16 protein-coding genes are annotated in these 18,540 nt (G+C 42.0%); 10 read left to right on the top strand and 6 right to left on the bottom strand.

Annotation, left to right across the window (positions count from 1 at the left end):
* Window positions 1-64: 64 nt before the first annotated feature.
* Both purF and CYQ88_RS07435 read left to right on the top strand, forming a co-directional pair.
* On the top strand, window positions 65-1,585 hold the full coding sequence (gene purF / locus CYQ88_RS07430; protein ID WP_101840726.1) for an amidophosphoribosyltransferase: 1,521 nt from the start codon (window positions 65-67) through the stop codon (window positions 1,583-1,585).
* Window positions 1,578-2,756, top strand: coding sequence for an O-succinylhomoserine sulfhydrylase (locus tag CYQ88_RS07435; RefSeq protein ID WP_101840727.1), 1,179 nt, complete (start codon window positions 1,578-1,580; stop codon window positions 2,754-2,756). The genes purF and CYQ88_RS07435 overlap by 8 nt, the downstream gene beginning before the upstream one ends.
* Window positions 2,757-2,772: 16 nt before the next feature.
* Here the strand turns inward: CYQ88_RS07435 and yhbY are convergent, their stop codons facing one another.
* Window positions 2,773-3,078: a ribosome assembly RNA-binding protein YhbY gene (gene yhbY, locus CYQ88_RS07440; protein ID WP_101840728.1), complete on the bottom strand. Its 306-nt coding sequence runs from the start codon at window positions 3,076-3,078 to the stop codon at window positions 2,773-2,775.
* A gap of 82 nt (window positions 3,079-3,160) precedes the next feature.
* Between yhbY and rlmE the strand changes: the two genes are divergently transcribed.
* From rlmE to CYQ88_RS07480, 8 genes are all read left to right on the top strand, one after another.
* Window positions 3,161-3,781, top strand: coding sequence for a 23S rRNA (uridine(2552)-2'-O)-methyltransferase RlmE (gene rlmE / locus CYQ88_RS07445; RefSeq protein WP_101840729.1), 621 nt, complete (start codon window positions 3,161-3,163; stop codon window positions 3,779-3,781).
* Window positions 3,782-3,918: 137 nt separating this feature from the next.
* Window positions 3,919-5,871, top strand: a complete 1,953-nt coding sequence (gene ftsH / locus CYQ88_RS07450) for an ATP-dependent zinc metalloprotease FtsH (protein ID WP_101840730.1) — start codon at window positions 3,919-3,921, stop codon at window positions 5,869-5,871.
* A gap of 79 nt (window positions 5,872-5,950) precedes the next feature.
* Window positions 5,951-6,775: a dihydropteroate synthase gene (gene folP, locus CYQ88_RS07455; protein ID WP_101840731.1), complete on the top strand. Its 825-nt coding sequence runs from the start codon at window positions 5,951-5,953 to the stop codon at window positions 6,773-6,775.
* A gap of 196 nt (window positions 6,776-6,971) precedes the next feature.
* Window positions 6,972-7,796, top strand: a complete 825-nt coding sequence (locus tag CYQ88_RS07460; RefSeq protein WP_101840732.1) for a mannosyl-3-phosphoglycerate phosphatase — start codon at window positions 6,972-6,974, stop codon at window positions 7,794-7,796.
* A gap of 10 nt (window positions 7,797-7,806) precedes the next feature.
* Window positions 7,807-9,018 (top strand): glycosyl transferase, encoded by a 1,212-nt coding sequence (locus CYQ88_RS07465; RefSeq protein ID WP_101840733.1) that lies wholly within the window; start codon window positions 7,807-7,809, stop codon window positions 9,016-9,018.
* A 46-nt stretch (window positions 9,019-9,064) separates the two neighbouring features.
* Window positions 9,065-10,834 carry a sugar phosphorylase gene (locus CYQ88_RS07470; RefSeq protein WP_101840734.1) on the top strand — a complete coding sequence of 590 codons (1,770 nt, stop codon included), beginning with the start codon at window positions 9,065-9,067 and terminating at the stop codon, window positions 10,832-10,834.
* Between the two features lie 22 nt (window positions 10,835-10,856).
* Complete coding sequence (locus CYQ88_RS07475) at window positions 10,857-11,990, top strand: glycerate kinase (protein ID WP_101840735.1); 1,134 nt, start codon at window positions 10,857-10,859, stop codon at window positions 11,988-11,990.
* A 198-nt stretch (window positions 11,991-12,188) separates the two neighbouring features.
* On the top strand, window positions 12,189-14,750 hold the full coding sequence (locus CYQ88_RS07480) for a bifunctional diguanylate cyclase/phosphodiesterase (RefSeq protein ID WP_101840742.1): 2,562 nt from the start codon (window positions 12,189-12,191) through the stop codon (window positions 14,748-14,750).
* Window positions 14,751-14,793: 43 nt separating this feature from the next.
* Here the strand turns inward: CYQ88_RS07480 and CYQ88_RS07485 are convergent, their stop codons facing one another.
* The 5 genes from CYQ88_RS07485 to CYQ88_RS07505 form a co-directional block, all read right to left on the bottom strand.
* Entirely contained in the window at window positions 14,794-16,110 is a 1,317-nt protein-coding gene (locus CYQ88_RS07485) for a DEAD/DEAH box helicase (protein WP_101840736.1), read from the bottom strand.
* A gap of 294 nt (window positions 16,111-16,404) precedes the next feature.
* Window positions 16,405-16,989 (bottom strand): YceI family protein, encoded by a 585-nt coding sequence (locus CYQ88_RS07490; protein WP_101840737.1) that lies wholly within the window; start codon window positions 16,987-16,989, stop codon window positions 16,405-16,407.
* Window positions 16,982-17,548: a cytochrome b gene (locus CYQ88_RS07495; protein WP_101840738.1), complete on the bottom strand. Its 567-nt coding sequence runs from the start codon at window positions 17,546-17,548 to the stop codon at window positions 16,982-16,984. The genes CYQ88_RS07490 and CYQ88_RS07495 overlap by 8 nt, the downstream gene beginning before the upstream one ends.
* Before the next feature lie 113 nt (window positions 17,549-17,661).
* Complete coding sequence (locus tag CYQ88_RS07500; RefSeq protein WP_101840739.1) at window positions 17,662-17,901, bottom strand: SlyX family protein; 240 nt, start codon at window positions 17,899-17,901, stop codon at window positions 17,662-17,664.
* Window positions 17,886-18,540: PDZ domain-containing protein (locus tag CYQ88_RS07505; protein ID WP_143483775.1), on the bottom strand; the 655-nt coding region annotated here is incomplete at its 5' end. The genes CYQ88_RS07505 and CYQ88_RS07500, both read right to left, overlap by 16 nt.

Consider the following 18,540-nt stretch of genomic DNA (forward strand, 5'->3'; position numbering starts at 1 on the left):
CGCCCACCCAATGCGCTTATGGCTGTTATGCAAGTTTGGGTACATTAATCGGAGATAACTCATCATGTGCGGGATTGTTGGAATCGTATCAAACTCACCTGTTAATCAAGAAATTTATGATGCTTTAACGGTTTTGCAACATCGTGGTCAAGATGCCGCGGGTATCGTTACCTGCGCGAATGGACGTCTCTATCAGCGCAAAGACAATGGCATGGTCAAGGACGTTTTTAGAACACGCCACATGCGTGATTTAATCGGTAATAGCGGGATTGGCCATGTTCGTTATCCGACAGCGGGATCTTCATCAAGTGCTGAGGCACAACCTTTTTATGTGAACTCGCCTTACGGTATCGCAATGGGGCACAATGGTAATTTAACCAATGCGGACCAACTCAGTAAAGAAATCTACCAACAAGATTTACGTCACTTAAATACCAACTCCGATTCCGAAGTGTTACTCAATATTTTTGCCCATGAATTGATGCAACAAAAGAAGCTGTTTATTGATGCTGAGGATATCTTCAACGCGATTCAGCGGGTTCATAAACGCGTCAGAGGCGGCTATGCCGCCGTTGGAATTATTCCCAGCATCGGTTTGTTTGCATTCCGAGATCCGTTTGCGTTGCGTCCGGTCGTGGTTGGCAAAAGAGTGACCGATCTTGGTACTGATTATATGGTGGCCTCAGAGAGTGTCGCTTTGGATGCTGCTGGGTTTGAAATTATGAAAGATTTAGCACCGGGCGAAGCGGTGGTGATTACCGGAAATAATGAAATCCAATTTAAGCAATGTGCCGAAAGCCCGCAATACAGTCCTTGTATTTTTGAATTTGTTTATTTTGCACGCCCTGATTCAATGATTGATGACATTTCAGTTTATAAGTCACGTTTAAGAATGGGTGAAAAATTAGCTGAACAGATTTTGGAAGCTTGGCCAGATAACGATATCGATGTGGTCATGCCGATTCCTGATACCAGTCGTACTTCAGCGCTACAGCTGGCTGATAAACTTGGAAAGCCCTATCGTGAAGGGTTTATCAAGAACCGGTATATTGGTCGTACCTTTATTATGCCGGGGCAGAAACACCGTAAAAAATCGGTTCGCCAAAAACTCAACCCAGTGCCTTTAGAATTTGAAGGTAAAAATATTCTGTTGGTGGATGATTCAATTGTCCGTGGAACCACCTCTGGTGAAATCGTGCAGATGGCACGGGATGCTGGTGCCAAAAGGGTTTATTTTGCGTCAGCAGCACCTGAAGTGCGCTATCCCTATGTATATGGCATCGATATGCCTAGTGCCAGTGAGTTAGTTGCAAATGGACGTGGAATTGATGAAATTGCCGATTATATTGGTGCGGATCGTCTGTTTTATCAAAAACTGGATGACTTAATTGAAGCAGTTGGTCAGGGTAACAAAAATATTAACGAATTTGATACTTCCTGCTTTAGTGGTGTTTATGTCACGGGCGATATTACCGCCGAATATTTAACTTCAATTGATGTCTCACGAAATGATGATGCCCAGTCGAAACAGACATTGGTTGGCCAAGAATCTGTCGGCATTTATAATGGAGCTTCCGATGACTGACTCTTTTGATTTAGCGACCTTGGCGATTCGGTCAGGCTATGATCAAACGCCAGAACAAGAGAATTCCGAAGCGATTTTTCCAACCTCCAGCTTCCGTTATCACTCCGCACAGCAAGCAGCTGATCGGTTCAGCGGCAAGGAAGAGGGTAATGTCTATTCGCGTTTTACTAACCCAACCGTTAGAACCTTTGAAAAGCGTTTAGCGCAATTAGAAGGCGGCGAAAGTTGTGTCGCTACTTCTTCAGGAATGGCGGCCATTTTATCTACCTTTATGGGGCTGCTAGAAGCGGGGGACCATATTGTTTCTTCACAAAGTGTGTTTGGAACCACCAAAGTTTTATTTGAAAAATACTTACAGAAGTTTGGCGTAGAAGTGACTTTTGTTGAACAGACAAATTTGACTAGTTGGACAAACGCCATCACTCCTAAAACGAAAGCCTTCTTTTTAGAAACACCTTCAAACCCCTTAACTGAAATTGCTGATATTCGTGCTTTGTCTGATTTGGCTCATCAGCATCAGATTTTACTGGTGGTAGATAATTGCTTTTGTACACCTGCTTTGCAACAACCATTGCAATTAGGTGCAGATATTGTCATTCATTCGGCAACCAAGTTTTTGGATGGCCAAGGTCGAGTGGTTGGCGGGGCTGTCGTTGGTCCCGAATCGATTGTAGGGGATGCGGTCCGAGGCTTTTTAAGAACGGCTGGGCCGACGATGAGTACGTTTAATGCTTGGGTTTTTTTAAAAGGTTTAGAAACCCTAACGATTCGAATGGATGCACATTGCCGGCAAGCCCAGCAACTGGCTGAATGGTTAGAGTCTCATTCGGCAGTGGAGCGGGTTTTTTACCCAGGCCTGGCCTCACATCCGCAGTTTGACTTGGCAAAATCACAACAAACTGGCGCAGGTGGGTTACTCTCTTTTAGAGTCAAAGGGGGGCAGGAAGAGGCTTGGAAAGTCATTGATCAAACCCAGATGTTATCTATAACCGCAAATTTAGGGGATGTGAAAACCAGCATTACTCATCCGGCAACCACCACTCATGCGCGGGTTTCAGATGAAGCCAAGCAAAAAGCGGGCATTACGGATAATTTAATTCGAATTTCGGTTGGGCTTGAAAGCTTGAAAGATATTCAAGCGGATTTACAACGTGGCTTAGCGCTTCTTTAACCTTTAGATCATGATATTATTTTGGGAGTTGTAATAAAGGCTCTTTGGCTTGGCGATAAATCACCACAACTTTACCAATAGATTGCACCAATTGGGATTGAGTGCTGCTTACAATGGTTTCAATAATTTCTTTGCGGTCTTCTCTTTCGGCGGACGCAATTTTGATTTTAAGTAATTCGTGATGGGCTAAAGACTTTTCAAGCTCTTTCATAAGACCCTCAGTTAAACCGTTGGCACCGATTAAAATAACCGGGTTTAAGCCGTGAGCAATCCCCTTTAAAAAGCGTTTTTGAGTATTTGAAAGAGCGTTTTTATCTGACATGGTGTTTCCAAAATTGTGCGTTATGTATTAAAGCGCTAATTTATAGCACAGTTCTAAAAGAATACAAAGTGATTTAAAGAATATGGCAAAAAGTAAATCAAGTAACAGCTGGCTGAAAGAACATTTTGATGATTATTATGTCAATAAAGCCAAGCAAGAAGGCTGGCGTTCTCGAGCGATATATAAGCTACAAGAAATCGATGAGAAGGATAAATTATTTCATCCGGGGATGACGGTCGTTGATTTGGGTGCAGCACCGGGCGGCTGGTCTCAATGGACTGCTCAAAAAATTGGCACGAATGGACAGGTCTTTGCACTGGATATTTTGCCAGTTGAACCATATGCTGGTGTGACTTTTATCCAAGGCGACTTCCAAGAAGACTCAGTTTACAATGCCTTGATTACGGCCTTAGACGGTAGGGAAATTGATTTAGTCATGTCTGATATGGCGCCAAATATGACGGGGAATAAAGGCATTGATATGCCTAGATCTATGTATCTGGTTGAACTAAGCATGGACTTGGCACAACAAGTTTTAAAACCGAATGGAACCTTGTTGATGAAAGTTTTTCAAGGAGAAGGCTATGATGCGCTCTTGAAAACGCTTCGACAAGACTATACTAAAGTTGTTGTGCGCAAACCAAAAGCTTCTCGCCCACGCAGTACAGAGGTGTATTTGCTGGCTTTAGGAAAGAAATCATGAGATCTGGCGTGATATGAGTCAGGACTCCTCAATGTTCAAAGGGTTATTCAACACGGGTTTTGTGTTAAAGTAGCACTCTTAATTTAAATATAAAAGCCCTTAAAAGGCTCGATATAGACGTATTCCAAAGGTGGATTATGAAAAATGATATGTTAAAAAACATTTTAATTTGGATCGTAGTTGCGACAGTGATGTTGTCCATTTTTAATCATTTTAGTGGACAAAAATTCATGGGCGGTTCATCGCAGGTCGCCTATTCGGACTTCATTGACCAAGTCCGTAGTGGTGTTGTGAGTGAAGTTGCGATTGAAGGTGGAACCATTCGTGGTGCCTATACGGATGGTAAAGCCTTTACCACCTATAACCCTGGCGATGCCGGGTTAATGGGAGATTTATTAAACAATAATGTTAAAGTCGTGGCGAATCCACCAGAAAAACAAAGTTTGCTTATGCAGATTTTCATTTCTTGGTTCCCAATGTTGCTGTTAATTGCCATTTGGATTTTCTTTATGCGTTCAATGAGCGGTGGTATGGGCGGCAAGGGCGGTCCTATGTCATTTGGTAAAAGTAAGGCACGAATGCTCAGTGACGACCAAGTCAAAGTGACTTTGGATGATGTTGCCGGAGCTGATGAAGCTAAGGAAGAAGTTGGAGAAATCGTTGATTTTCTTAGAGCGCCAGAAAAATACCAGAACTTAGGCGGGAATATCCCTCGTGGTGTATTAATGGTGGGGCCGCCAGGGACAGGGAAAACTTTGTTAGCCAAAGCGATTGCTGGCGAAGCGAAAGTACCTTTCTTTAGTATCTCTGGTTCTGATTTCGTTGAAATGTTTGTTGGGGTTGGTGCTTCTCGTGTCAGAGATATGTTTGAACAAGCGAAAGCCCATTCACCTTGTATTATCTTTATTGATGAAATTGATGCGGTTGGGCGGAGTCGTGGTTCAGGAATGGGCGGCGGAAACGATGAGCGTGAACAAACACTCAACCAGATGTTGGTCGAAATGGATGGGTTTGAAGGCAATGAGGGCGTTATTGTTATCGCTGCGACGAACCGTGCAGATGTTTTAGATCCCGCTTTATTACGTCCTGGACGCTTTGATAGACAGGTCACTGTTGGTTTACCGGATGTTAGAGGCCGTGAGCAAATTCTAAAGGTACATATGCGAAAAGTGCCCATGTCGGAAAATGTTGAACCTGCTGTGATAGCCCGTGGTACCCCCGGTTTCTCTGGCGCAGACTTAGCCAACTTAGTGAATGAAGCGGCATTATTTGCAGCAAGAGAAAACGATCGTGTGGTGACACAAAAGCACTTTGAAAAAGCCAAAGATAAAATCTTAATGGGTGTTGAGCGCAAGAGCATGGTTATGAGTGAAGATGAGCGTAAACTCACTGCTTACCACGAGGCAGGGCATGCGATTGTTGGCTATATCGTTCCTGAGCATGATCCAGTCTATAAAGTGAGTATTATGCCGCGAGGTCGAGCTTTAGGTGTGACTATGTATTTGCCTGAAGAAGATTCTTATAGCTATAGTAAGCGTAAACTGGAAAGTCAGTTATCCAGTCTTTATGGTGGACGAATCGCAGAAGAAATGATTTTTGGAAAAGAAGCGGTGACGACTGGGGCCAGTAATGACATTATGCGCGCAACGCAAATTGCCCGAAATATGGTTACGAAGTGGGGATTGTCGGAAAAACTTGGACCGCTGATGTATGAAGAGGAAGACAATGGCAGTTTGATGGGCACTTCTCGTAATGCTAATGTCTCTGGAGAAATTTCTAAGGAAATTGATGAAGAGATCCGATTATTTATTGATCGTAATTACCAAAGAGCGGAACAGATCTTAACGGATCATCTTTCTGTATTGCATGCCATGGCTGACACGTTATTGCAATATGAAACCATTGATTCGGATCAAATTAAAAAACTGATGGCTGGTGAAGATCCAGGGGAACCTAAGGATTGGCAGGATCGTTCTTCTGAAAAAGACGATTCAACTCCGCCAAATGCGCCCGAACAGGCATCAGACGCGGTTAAAACGGATCTCAGTTCGGATGAGCCTGTTGAAAATGGTGAACCAAAACTCCATTAATATGGGTTTCACTCTTTAGTTTAATTAAAGCCCCCATTTATGGGGGTTTTGTGTTTTTTGTCTTTAAGAGAAAATGATAATGCGTTTAACCGAAGTCCTTCAGCAACCAGACAAACACCCTTTACTTATGGGAATTCTCAATGTTACCCCAGATTCTTTTTCAGACGGTGGGCAATTTAATCAAAAGGAAGCCATGTTACATCAACTGGATATCATGAATGAATCCGGTGTGGCTATTATTGATATTGGTGGGGAGTCAACTCGTCCAGGCGCTACCCCCGTTTCCTTGGATGAAGAGTTAAATCGTGTTCTGCCAGTGATTGAATTGGTTAAAACCCATAGTGATGCCTTTATTTCAGTTGATACTTATAAAACGGAAGTCATGGCTGCATCCATTCAGGCTGGTGTTGACATGATTAATGACATCAATGCACTCCAATCATCTGGCGCAACCGAGTTATTAGCACAACATGCCATCCCTGTTTGTCTAATGCATAAGCAGGGTAATCCTGAGACCATGCAGCAATCTCCCACTTATTCAAGCTCGGTAACGGATGAAGTACGAAACTTTTTAATGCAAAGAGCTGAATTTTGCATTGGACAAGGTGTCTTACCAGAAAATATTATCATTGATCCTGGCTTTGGGTTTGGTAAACAACTCACACATAATGTTGAATTATTCGAAAACTTAGAGGATTTTATGGCGTTGTCTTATCCTGTATTAGTGGGGGTATCCAGAAAAACCATGATAGGGGACTTACTGGGTGGTGCTCCGATTCAAGATAGAATGACTGGCAGTGTTGCAGCGGCCATACTGGCTTCTTTAAAAGGTGCAAAAATTATCCGGGTACATGATGTTAAAGAAACATCAGATGCGCTCAAAGTCGTTTCTTCACTGCTATAAGCTTTTGCACCCATATTATTCATTTTTGCTTACAAAGTAGTGCATCGAAATTCTGGATTTTGATTATTTAATTTCTATCTTATTGATAAATAATCAATAAAAACACTTTGGCTCTATAATCGCTTTTTATCATTATTGTTTGCTCTTGTGATCAAAGTTGACTCAGGTATGAATCAACACTCAAAGAGTGTATTAAATGGGGGTAGTGTGTATTCAGATGATTATTTTTACCGATCTTGATGGCACTTTGTTAAACCATCACACTTATGACTACAAAGCGGTATTGCCGATTCTCAATCGCTTAAAGTCATTACAAATTCCCGTCATTCTCAACTCAAGTAAGACCTTAACCGAACTCGATGAATGGCAGAACAAACTGGAACTCAATACACCCATGATTGCTGAAAATGGTGGGGTAATGCGCATTTCTAGCAATCAAGAGCCGTTTAAAAAGGTTCAGCTAGGGGTTTCTTATGATCACATCCGATCCGTTTTAGAACAGATTAGAATTGAGTTTGATTGGCAATTCGAAGGTTTTAGCGACTGGTCTCTTGCGGATGTTATGAACCATACGCAATTACACAGCAATCAAGCATTAAAGGCAATGGAGCGAGAAGCTTCCGAACCAATCATTTGGCTAGATAGTGATGAAAATTTATCCGAGTTTAAAGCCAGATTAGCAGAGCATCAATTGACCTTAAAACAGGGTGGACGTTTTTACCATGTGATGGGACATCACGATAAAGCCACGGCAATGAAGGTCTTATTAAATCAATTTTACGATGTACCTTCTTCTCAAGTCGTGGTTGCTTTAGGGGATAGTGAAAATGACCGAGACATGTTAGATTATTCGGATTATGCGATTGTTATTCCCAATAACCCCGCTAATATATTTGATTATCCATCCTATTTCAAAATAACCCAAACAGCACCTGAAGGTTGGTTAGAGGCGATAGAAAAAATCTTGGCACTTCCGACTATCGCCTCGCCAAGCCCGTTAACTTGTCAATCGCAACGCTAGGAGCGTCTTTATGAGTGATTTTTTTCAAAATGGCACCGTCACCACTTTTCATAACATTACAAATCGACCAGTTGAGGAGTTAGAAAGCGAATTATGCCAGTTTTCTAAAAAGAAACCGTTAGGATTAATCTTACCGTCTCTTTTTAGCGAATTGGAAAGACCTGCATTAAAGAAGATCGTCACAGAATTGCAACAGGTTCCGTATCTAAACCAAATTGTTATTGGGCTTGACCAGGCAAATGCTAAACAATTTGCGTATGCCAAAGACTATTTTGCAGATTTACCACAGCAGACTCGGATTATTTGGAATGATGGACCTCGTATGCAATCGGTTCTGACCGAGCTTAAGACAAAAGGGCTGGCACCTAAAGAAAGAGGCAAGGGGAGTAATGTTTGGAATTGCTTTGGTTATGTCTTGGCTTCAGATCAAGCAGAAGTCGTTGCTCTTCATGATTGCGATGTTATCACTTATCAGCGAGGACTACTGGCACGACTAATCTATCCAGTTGCACACCCCACGTTTAACTTTGCATTTTCGAAAGGCTATTACCCGCGTTATGCAGATGGAAAGCTTAATGGACGTGCTTCACGATTGTTGGTGACACCGTTACTACGTGCTTTAAAAGGGGTCGTTGGCCACGACGACTTGCTGAGTTATCTCGACAGTTTTCGATACCCATTAGCGGGTGAGTTTGCACTTGATGTGCATTGCTTGAAGGAGTTGCGTATCCCTTCAGATTGGGGGCTTGAAATTGGCGTCCTATCTGAAGTGCTCAAAAACTATTCAAATAGACGTATTTGCCAAGTCGATATTGCGGATGTCTATGACCATAAACATCAAGATGTTTCCTTTGAAAACAAACAAACGGGCTTATCACGCATGAGTCAAGATATTGCAAAGTCGCTTTATCGGAAATTGGCCGTTCGAGGTCATTCTTTTTCCAATAGCACTTTAAGAACCATCAGAGCACGTTACTATCGAACGGCTTTAGACCAGCTAGAATCTTATGCGTTTGATGCTGAAATGAATGGATTAAAGCTTGATTTACACAGTGAAGAAGAAGTAATTGAATTATTCGCGGCTAATATTTTAGAAGCCGGGAAGGCTTTTGTTGAGTCCCCCAGCGAAATTCCATTTATGCCTAATTGGAACCGTGTCATGAGTGCCTGCCCCGATATCCTAGAAAATATCAATGATGCCGTTGAGATGGACAACCAATAACCATGTTTAAAGTTCCCTTTGATTTGAAAAACAGGAAATCCATGCTATGAATGAGAACCTAGCCAAGATCAAACAAAGGCTCAATGACTGTTACTCCCTAGAAGCGAGTCAATTTGCATTTGAACAAATTGAAGCTCGGCTTGCGCCTTTTATAGAGAGGGCGGCGACGCATCAAAATAGTCGTTGGTCACAGGAAGATTCGGTATTAATTACCTATGGTGATACCTTTTTATCGGACAAGGAGGTTCCTTTAACAACGTTGCATAAGTTTTTGAACTTGCATATTAAAGATGCCATTTCGACCATCCATGTTCTACCCTTTTTCCCCTATAGTTCAGACGATGGTTTTTCAGTCATCGATTATACTCAAGTCAATCCAGACCTTGGCGATTGGGAGAATATTACCCAACTCAATGAAGATTATGACTTAATGTTTGACTTAGTCATTAATCATATCTCAAGAGAAAGTTTGTGGTTCACTGACTATAAAGCCAATATTGAGCCGTTTAATTCATTTTTTATTGAGATGGAAGGCTCGGAAGATATTTCTCATGTGACGCGTCCACGAAATACGCCGTTGCTTGTGCCAGCTTACACCCATCGAGGTCGAAAAATGGTTTGGGCAACCTTTAGTGCTGATCAAATTGATCTTAACTTCAGCAATCCTCAGGTATTACTGAAGATGATTGATATTTTGATGCAGTACTTACATATGGGAGCTCGCATTGTCCGCTTGGATGCGATTGCTTTTCTATGGAAAAAACTGGGAACAACCTCAATTCATTTACCAGAAACGCACGCTATTGTTAAGTTATTACGAGAAGTGATGGCTGTTGTCAAACCTGACAGTATCTTGCTCACCGAGACCAATGTACCTCATCTCGAAAACTTATCCTATTTTGGTCAACAAGATGAAGCGCAAATGGTCTATCAATTTGCCTTAGCCCCCTTAGTGCTTCATGCATTGCACCGAGGAGACGGTCGCTATTTAACAGATTGGGCCACCCATTTAGAAGCGCCACCACCGGGTTGTACCTTTTTAAACTTTACAGCCTCACATGATGGAATCGGGGTTCGACCCATAGAAGGTATTCTGCCCCAAAGGGAAGTTGATGACTTAATCACCAGTATGCATCGGCTCGGCGGGTTTGTCACCACCAAAACCAATGAAGATGGTACTGAATCGCCTTATGAAATCAATATTGCATTATTTAGTGCTTTTAGAGAAACATACCATTCAAATGGGCCTGATCAATGGCAAGTTGATCGATTTATTTGCTCTCAAAATATTATGATGACATTGCAAGGGATACCAGCTTTTTATATACAAAGTCTGGTTGCCGCGCCGAATGACCGAGAAGGGGTTGAAAAAACGGGTCGCACCAGATCGATTAACCGTCGCCGTTGGGAATTCGACTATTTACAAGCGTTAATTGAAAGTGGTCGAACCTCAAATGCGGAAGTGTTGAAGCGTATCATTAATATCTTACAAAGACGCAAAAGACATAAGGCTTTCCATCCAGACACCCCTCAAAAAATTGTTGATTTAGGCTCGGATTTTTTTGCACTTTGGCGAGACAGTGAGTCCTTAAAATTCCCGCTACTAGCCATTCACAACTTGACGCCAGAAATCAAACTGATTGATCTTAGTCAAATTGCTGGCATGGAACGCTTTAGTTATTGGGTCAATTTACTCGATAATGGAGTGGTTTCCAGTCTGGAAGAACAGTATGTTCTAAAACCGTATCAATCGATCTGGTTAATGCCCGAAACCGTAAATCATGTTTCAGCCTTATGGGCACCTTTTACTGACTAATGCGATTTTAATAGGATATGGTATGACTCAGACCATTTTACTGGCACCCGATTCGTTTAAAGGCTCGCTCAGCGCCGCAGACTTTTGTGAGTTGGCACAACAAACCATTGAGCGTTGCGACCCATCCATTGAGGTGATTAAAAGACCGCTTTCTGATGGTGGCGAAGGGTTTGTGGATGCATTCATTATTGCTGGTATCGCGGAAAGGCAAACACGAATTGTTCAAGATCCGCTTGGCCGTCCTATAAAGGCCGATTTTGCTTGGCAGCCAGAAAATCAAACGGCCATCATTGAAATGGCCCAAGCCTCAGGGTTACCTTGTCTGTCGACAGATGAACGAAACCCTTTTTTAACGAGTACCTATGGCACTGGACAGTTATTAAGCGCTGCTATTGAAATGAGTGCTAAAAAAATTATTGTCGGATTGGGCGGTAGTGCGACTCAGGACGGCGGAATGGGTGCTTTACAGGCACTGGGCGTTAATTGTGTCAATACATTAGGCGACCCTATCGAAAAAGGAGCCAATGGTCTGTCAGAACTGGCAAAAATTGAGCAAAAACAACCAGGCCTGGCTGAAATTGAATGGATTATTGCTTGTGATGTCACCAATCCGCTGCTAGGTGAAAAAGGCTCAACTCGCGTGTTTGCACCCCAGAAGGGCGCAACAAATGATAATTTGGCAAGTTTAGAAGCCAGTATGACAAACTTGGCAACGCAATTGAGCGCCTATTACCCGCATGACATCGGATCTTTGCCTGGTGGTGGCGCGGCAGGTGGTATGGCGGCCAGTTTTGTGGCCATTTTGGGAGCAAGGTTGGTGTCGGGCTTTGATCTTTTGTCAGATACGTTGCAATTACCTCAATTATTTCAAACACACAAAATTGACTTGGTCATTACGGGTGAAGGTGCCATTGATGAACAGAGTCAGTATGGCAAATTGCCTTTCCGTATGGCACAACTCGCACAAGAAAACCAAGTACCGACCGTTGCTTTATGTGGAAAACTTAATTTAAATCAAGATACAAAATTTCCCTTTAAGCAATGTTTTTCTATCCACCCTGACGCCTCTAAGCTTTCCTTAGCAGACGCCTTTTCTCAAACCCCCCGCAATCTGGCAATAACCCTAGAAAATGGACTTTTTGATTGGTTGGGATAATCAAATTTACTATCATGGTGAAATAAGTTTTATTAATTATCTTCAACCGTTGAATTTGGTTAAACTGCCATTTTATTAAACTTATCTCTCTTAATTAGCCGCTAGGCTACTTATTCAGTAATTTAAATGGATGAATGCCAAATCGCTATGAATCAAGCTAAAGCTAAAAATTCCTCGCAAATAAGCTTAAGTAAAACGATGTTACTAGGCGCTTTAATTGCTGCATTAGTTGTGTTTTCTATGACCATGATTGCAGCCTCAAGAATCTTTACTGAAAGTTTGTCCCATCAAACAGAACGCAGTGCTGAAACGCTCATCACGCTGTCCTTTAATAATATGTACCAAATCATGAGCAAAGGCTGGAATCGTGATGAGTTACTGGGATTTTTGGCGGAAATGGAACAAACTTATGACGAACATGATTTACGGTTTTCTCTCTATCGGTCTGACATCGTAAATGGCCAGTTTGGTCAACTCGCTAATGAAATCGATTCAGATATGCAACCTCTGTACGACCAAGTATTATCTACAAAAGATTCCTTAACCGTAGAAACGCCACATGGTATTCAAACCTTAAAGCCTTTAGTCGCACGGCCTATCTGTTTACAGTGTCATACCCAAGCAAAGGTCGGCGATGTATTGGGGATTATGGGTGTTCAGCAACCCATTTCACAAACCGTCAGTACTGCTAGAAATGAGTTTATTTTATTGATGATGGTACTCTTGCCCATTCCTTTATTATTTGCTGCTTGGGTCGGTAGGCGCTTTTCTAATAGTGTGGTTAATAGTATAAATGTGCTGGATAAACATATTTCATCCATTAACCAAGTCGATGATCTCGCTAAATTGACTTATGAAGATTCGATGTTTAAATATCAAGAGTTTGAAGTCCTCAATAAAAGTCTTAATCAGCTCGGTGACAAGCTCAAACATATTGCCATTGACCGAGATATTCTCGACTTTGAAATCCAATTACTGGATAAATTGGTTCTGTCATCAGAATTGATTAAAGACTGGAAACAACACATTTGTATCCTCATGAACGAAATCAATCATATCTTGCCACTCTATACCATGTTTGTCGTGTTCAGAACGGATGATGTTGAGCAATATGTCATTGAAATTTTCTGGTTAGGAGTGCCGAGCCAGAAAATTCAAAAGGAAATGGAAAGCCACGCCAAGCGATTGTTATCGAACAATTCTATTTTTGATGAGGGGGCGGTTTTTAATGTAAATCACACCTTTACCACTCATGATCCACTAGAAATCCAAACCCGCATTAAAACCCAAAGTAAGAGTCTTTTACTTGAGACACCCAAGATAGGCGGAGTGGTAGGACTTGGTGTCGAAACCTTCCCGCCAAAAGAGTCCTCGCGTTCTGTGGTCGTTGAAAGTGTCTTAACTACCTTAGTGAATGTAATTGGCTCAATAAAAGCCATTAATAAATTCACCAAAGAGTTAGAGTATTATGCAACTCGTGACCCATTAACGCATCTTTACAACCAACGCGTCTTCACGGAAATGCTGAGCTACGAAGTCGTCAGAGCTAAATCCCACGACTATCCATTTGGATTACTCATGATCGACTTTGATAATTTTAAATTGATTAATGATCAATATGGCCATGCGTTTGGGGATGAAGTTTTACAGAATTTTGCGCTACAAGTTAGGAGCGTTCTAGAGGAAGGTGATATTTTCGCTCGCTATGGTGGTGATGAGTTTTGCGTGATTCTGCCAGAAAAAGATTTAAAGGCCGTCATAAAGGTGGCTGAAAACGTTATTGAGGCAACTCAAGCATTAAAACTGGTTTCACCTAAAGCCGACACAGTTTCAATCGCCTGCTCTATCGGTATCAGTATCTATCCTGATCATGCTGACAATAAAGAAGATCTGTTTATGGTCGCTGATAATATGCTTTACCGTGTCAAAGACAGTGGTAAAAATGCGTTGTCCTACCCGCAAGAAGGCGATTTGGTACAGGCCTACAAAGAACACAATGATCAAAGTGTCTTTATTTTGCACTCATTAGAAACTGGCGAGCCGATTGAACCCAACTTCCAGCCCATTGTGAATATCAGTGATGGTCGAATTGAAGTCCATGAACTGCTAATGCGCTTACGTCAAGATGGTGAACTGATTAGTGCAGGTCGCTTTATCGAGACGGCTGAGCACATGGGACTTGTGAATCAAATGGATTTGATTCTAATCGACAAAGCACTAGCGCATATTCAACAGACAGGTTATGAGGGGATGCTCTTTATCAACTTATCTCCCAAAGCAATTGTCGCGAGTGAATTTATCACTAAAATTCAAAAACTAACCAATAAATATCAAATTCCAGCGAGCCGAATTGTTTTTGAGATTACAGAACGTGAAACCGTTGGGAATGTGACCTTACTAGAGAAATTTGTGATTGAGTTACGCTCTGAAGGTTTCCGGTTTGCTATTGATGATTTTGGTTCTGGTTTTTCATCGTTCCAATATTTAAAACGTTTCCCAGTTGATTACATTAAGATTGAAGGGGAGTTTATCAACAATATGGCCAAAGATAAAATTGATCTTGCCTTTGTTGAAAGTGCTGTCAATATGGCAAAATCTCTTAATATTCAAACCATTGCTGAGTTTATTGAAAATGAAGAAACCTTAAATTTGGTGAAAGAATTGGGCATTGATTATGCACAAGGTTTCTTATTAGCAACGCCACAACCGACTTTTTTACCGGAGTTAAAAGCGGATAGACAAAAAATGATGCAATCATAGCAGCAAAAATGGCCAGGCCTGGCCATTTTTATGGTGCGTTTGATTAATGACCTGTTTTAGGAGAGCCGGAATGAGGACTTCTTGAAGGCTTTTTAGGTCGACTTCTTTTCGGTTGAGGCGTTTCTTGTGAAGAATCCGTTGTTTGAGCAGACATCGGCTTTCTTTTCGGCTTTTTAGGTTTCGCCATTTTTTTAGGTTTATGATTCAACCGAGTTTCTGGTAAGTCCGTTGTTGGTTCAAATCCTTCAATGCGTTTCCGCGTTAATAATTTTTGAATGAGATTTTCAATATCTGATAATTGTTTTATCTCATCGGCACTAACGAGTGAAACGGCTTGCCCTTCAGCACCTGCTCGGCCAGTTCGGCCAATTCGATGCACATAATCCTCTGGCACATTGGGTAAATCAAAGTTCACCACTTGTGGCAATTGATCAATATCAATCCCTCTCGCAGCAATATCAGTGGCGACCAACGCTTGAATTTCTCCCGCTTTAAAGCGCGCTAAAGCTTGAGTGCGGGCACCTTGACTTTTATTACCATGAATGGCTGCCGCTTTAATGCCTTTGGTTTCTAGCTGTTTGGTTAGCCGGTTGGCACCATGTTTGGTTCTTGAAAAAATCAATACTTGATGCCATTGATGCGTTTTAATCAAGTGAATCAATAGTGCGGCTTTGCGTCCCTTATCAACAGGACAAATCCATTGTGTTACGGTCGTGGCAGCAGCATTTCGCGGACTCACTGAAATTTCAACTGGATTATTCACCAATCCTTTAGCCAATTGACGAATTTCATTCGAAAATGTGGCCGAAAACAATAAGTTTTGGCGTTCTTTCGGTAAAACTTTAATAATGCGTTTTATGTCATGAATAAAGCCCATATCCAACATTCTATCGGCTTCATCTAAAACTAAGATTTCCAATTGATCAAATTTAATGGCGTTTTGCTGATATAAGTCGAGTAAGCGTCCAGGAGTGGCCACCAGAATATCAACCCCTTTACGCAGTCGCATCATTTGTGGGTTAATTTTAACGCCACCAAAAACCACGGTCGAAGTGGTTGATAGATTTTTACCATAGGTTTCAACACTGGCGCTGACTTGCGCCGCTAATTCTCGCGTTGGCGTTAAAATTAAAACCCGAGCTTGATTGGGCTTTACACGCGGGCCTTGATGAATACGTTGTAAAATTGGTAGGGTAAACCCCGCAGTTTTGCCAGTCCCAGTTTGCGCTGCAGCCATCACATCTTGGCCTCCGATAACAGCGGGGATGGCTTGTGCCTGAATAGGGGAAGGGGTTTCATAACCTTGTTGACTGACGGCTTCTAAAATTTCGGCACACAGTCCGAGGTTTGCAAAACTCATAAATAATACATCTCATTTGAAATTTGTCTATTGGCGGGCTGCCAAAAAAAGGGGCAAGCTTACCCTAAATTGCAGCTATATGCGACTTTTATATTCAGAAAAAAACGATTTAACAACGGGAACTTATCGCTGTAAACACAAGTGAATCGATTATTGGGGCTTGGCATTTAATTAAGGTGAAATGAGTAGCAGGCTTGGTCATTCTGTGCTGATTTTGGCTGCGACTGAAAGCCCTGCTTAAGATAGGTTTAAGCACTGCGAGCGGCAGTGCTTAGGAGAAAAACGAGCAAAGTGTTACTGACGAACCCCTTCAATTTCTAAGCTTAAATCAACATGGGTTGAAGCAGGCCCTAAATTATAGGTGATGCCGTAATCTGCCAGTTTTAAACGGGTTGAACCTGAAAAACCAGCACGATAACCGCCCCAAGGATCTTTACCTTCGCCCACTTTAGAGGCTTGAATTTCGATGGCTTTGGTTACGCCATGAAGGGTTAATTGTCCTTTAATTTTCAGACTGCCATCAGCTTGTTCGGTGATTGAACTACTTTTAAAAGTGGCTGTTGGATATTTTTTGACATCTAAAAAATCATCACTGCGAAGATGCTTGTCTCTTTCAGCATGGTTTGAGTTGACACTGGCTGTGTCGATATTGACCGAAACCTGACTGTTGCTAATTTGTGTGGCATCGTAGCTAAAGTCGCCCGAAAACTTCTCAAAGCGCCCCTTTAACCAACTGTAGCCAAGGTGTTTTATTTTAAATTGAATGGATGCATGCATCCCCTTGGTATCAATTTGATATTGGTCAGCGGCATGTGAGGTTGTCGAAAACAGCGATAGCGTTGCGGTTAAAGCCAGTACTTTTAGAAATGATTTATTCATTATTGAGCTCCTTTTTTTGAGTCGGGATTAACATTCTTGTTAAGGTTTTGTCTTGATTAATAAAATGATGTTTGAATGCCGCTAATGCATGAAGTAGGGCAAAGCCAATTAAACTCCAGGCTAACCAGAAATGCACTTCACCTGCAAGATCGGCTTGATTGTCAATATCCAAATCCAAAGCAGGGATGGCCAAAACCTCAAAGATAAGCAAAGGATCGCCTTCAGCCGTGGAAATCATATAACCACTCACCCCTAAAGCCACAACCCAGACATAAAATAATTGGTGCATAGCCGCAGCCACCCACTCCAGTAAAGCCGGTTGTGGAAAGGCTTTTGGAACGGGGTTAGTCCAGCGCCATAAAAGCCTGACGAGCATTAGACTAACCGTGATGACACCAATACTGATATGCAATGCAGGGGCTTTATGATACCAAGCATCATAAAGTCCTAGATCAACCATCCAAACACCTAGACCAAATAGACCAAATAGTGCCAATGCGATTGACCAGTGCAAAACGATACTGATCCAACCATATCCTTGTAGGGTATTTTTAAGCATGTTTAAAACATCTCATTAACCAAAATGAATGGATAGCATAACCTGATTCATATTGATCGAAAAGTCACCATCCTTAAAAACACTGTTGCGCAAAAGGTAACAATAAAAGTTTGTCAATAATGTGGTGGTGGGACCTCTTCAGAAGGACGCTTAATGTCAGCACCGGCCTCATTTTTTAATTGCCGTAAAATAGACGAAACGAGATCCAGTTGTTTGTTGAGTTGCTGGATTTCTAAATGTTGCTGCCCTAACGCCTCATTAAGATGCTCAATCATATCTTCCTGATAAGCTGACTGGATTTCTAATGACTCAAGTCGGCTTTGCATTGCTTCAGATGTTATTTTGCTGGCCATGGTAAAAAACTCCTATGTGCTGCGTCAAGATCAGACAATACAACCCGATCTTTCACTGGGGGCTGTAATAATATGTCTGTTTGCATCAGTTCATCCCGTCGAAAGAAGGCACAAGAAAGCGTATCGCCCGGCTGATAGCGAGATAACTGTTTCTCAAACCCTTCTAGGGTTTTCACTTTGAGTCCATCCAGTGCAATAATTTCATCTCCCGCAGCTAACCCCGCCTGGGCAGCTGATTGGGCTTGCCAAACATGAGTTAGTAAAAGGGTTTGATTTTCGGTTGTCTGACAGTTTACTCCTAATGATGGAGGGCTGTTTTTGAGGGGCGTTTGTCCGCCTAGGTCCTTTAACTCAGTCGCTGCTCTCAGGCTAAATTGAATACCAAAAGGTTCAAATAAAGATTCAAAATCCAAGTCTTCGGTTCCATAGAGTGCGGTCTCAAAGAAATGACTGAGGTCAACCCCGCTGACTTGACTACAAAGACGTTCAATATCACCATCTTCCAATCCCGTTGCCGTTTGGCCATAGTGTTGCCATAAATGAAGGAGAACCGTATCGAGTGATTTTTGTCCATCGGTTTTGGCCTGGATGATCAAATCGAGTGCTAATGCAATGAGCCCACCTTTGTTGTAATAACTG

Source organism: Hydrogenovibrio sp. SC-1 (assembly GCF_002848135.1).
Taxonomy (GTDB): domain Bacteria; phylum Pseudomonadota; class Gammaproteobacteria; order Thiomicrospirales; family Thiomicrospiraceae; genus Hydrogenovibrio.